Below are 927 nucleotides of genomic sequence, written 5' to 3'. Positions count from 1 at the left end.
GGGACTGTCGGGAATTCTGTGCGCGAGGCCATGATGATGGAAAGGAGAGAATCATCGCATGGCTATTGAGAAGGAACTTCTGGACCAACTGCTTGCCGGCCGCGATCCGAATGAGGTGTTTGCCAAGGACGGATTGCTCGACGACCTGAAGAAGGCGCTTTCGGAACGGATTCTGAACGCTGAACTCGACGAGCACCTTGAGGACGAACGCACCGACGGCAGCGTCAATCGCCGCAACGGCCATTCGCGGAAGTCGGTGCTGACGGGCACGTCGAAGATGACGCTGTCGATCCCGCGCGACCGGGCCGGGACCTTCGATCCGAAGCTGATCGCCAAATACCAGCGCCGTTTTCCCGATTTCGATGACAAGATCATCTCCATGTACGCGCGCGGCATGACAGTGCGCGAGATCCGCGGCCATCTGGAGGAGCTCTACGGCATCGACGTGTCGCCGGACCTGATCTCGGCGGTTACCGATGCGGTCCTGGAGGAAGTGGCCGAGTGGCAGAACCGGCCGCTGGACGCGGTATATCCGCTCGTCTTCTTCGATGCCATACGGGTCAAGATCAGGGACGAGGGCTTCGTCAGGAACAAGGCCGTCTACATCGCGCTCGGCATCCTGCCGGACGGCACGAAGGAGATTCTCGGCATCTGGATCGAGCAGACCGAGGGCGCCAAGTTCTGGCTGCGCGTCATGAACGAGTTGAAGAGCCGTGGCGTCGCCGACGTCCTGATCGCCGTCGTCGACGGCCTCAAGGGCTTCCCCGAGGCGATCAACGCCGTCTTTCCCCAGACTGTCGTCCAGACCTGCATCGTGCACCTGATCCGTCATTCCCTGGAGTTCGTGTCCTGGAAGGACCGCAAGTCCGTCGTGCCGGCGCTGCGCGCGATCTACCGGGCCAAGGACGCCGAAGCCGGCATGAAGGC

General features: G+C 61.8%; 1 protein-coding gene. It reads left to right on the top strand.

All coding sequences use genetic code 11. The features are described from left to right. Positions 1–58: 58 nt before the first annotated feature. Positions 59–927: IS256 family transposase (locus NKI47_RS34910; protein WP_352596375.1), on the top strand; the 869-nt coding region annotated here is incomplete at its 3' end.

Source organism: Mesorhizobium sp. M0633, from assembly GCF_040320645.1.
Taxonomy (GTDB): domain Bacteria; phylum Pseudomonadota; class Alphaproteobacteria; order Rhizobiales; family Rhizobiaceae; genus Mesorhizobium.
This window is presented reverse-complemented; position numbering and strand designations above follow the sequence as displayed.